The sequence below is a fragment of the Allobosea sp. P4_C6 genome (genome assembly GCF_056402015.1).
This window is the reverse complement of record NZ_JBFUIF010000324.1, coordinates 1-693: the sequence shown is the minus strand read 5'-3', so window position 1 is coordinate 693 and position 693 is coordinate 1. Positions and strand designations below refer to the sequence as shown.

The 693-nt window shown below is 59.4% G+C and carries 1 protein-coding gene; it reads right to left on the bottom strand.

The window, feature by feature from the left end; translation table 11 throughout:
- Positions 1–392: 392 nt before the first annotated feature.
- Positions 393–693 (bottom strand): SOS response-associated peptidase family protein (locus tag AC1DVA_RS28940; protein ID WP_476808210.1); only part of this gene is annotated, 301 nt, incomplete at its 5' end.

Sequence of the window (693 nt, the reverse complement as noted above, 5' to 3'; positions counted from 1 at the left end):
CATTACCAATGGTGTGCTCTACCACTGAGCTACAACGGCGTTATCTCACATCAAAAGTTACGACACAGAACTACAACACTTTCTTACCAATGGAGTTCTCGGTTCCTTAGGGATGGCGACCCGCATCAGAGCCCGCGCAGTCAGGCGCTCCGGGGGATTGCTCCACCAACTCGATGGAAGGGGCCGACCGCCAGAAAATACCATGGACACCCACGGTATTTCCCAGCGGCAAGCGRCTTCCGATGCCGGCATGTCCGAACACCAGCAGCTTCAGGCTGTGCGCGTTGCCCACGTTCCCGCCGACGCCTTCGCCCGCCACCAGGTTGTCGCGGGACCAAATGAACTTGTCATCAAGCTAGCAAGCTGCCTCACCATCACTTCACTTCTCAGTCTCAGAATAGCGAGGTCTGCACCGCGACAGGCTCCTGCGGGCCTTCTCCATCCTTTTTGACGCCGCGGGCAACAATCTCCAGCGAACCATCAGGGAGGGGCCTTTGCAGCCGCTGCGCCTCTGGCCACGGCGCCGACATCCAGACCTCGCATTCCTCGCGCGTCGTCAGGATCACCGGCATCGCCTTGGGGTGGATCGCCTCGACCTCTGCATTCGGCTTGGTCGTAAGAAAGGCGAAGAGGTCGATCGTCGCTCTACCTTCCTTGATCGTTCGAACGCTCGTCCACTGCGGCGTCCAGATC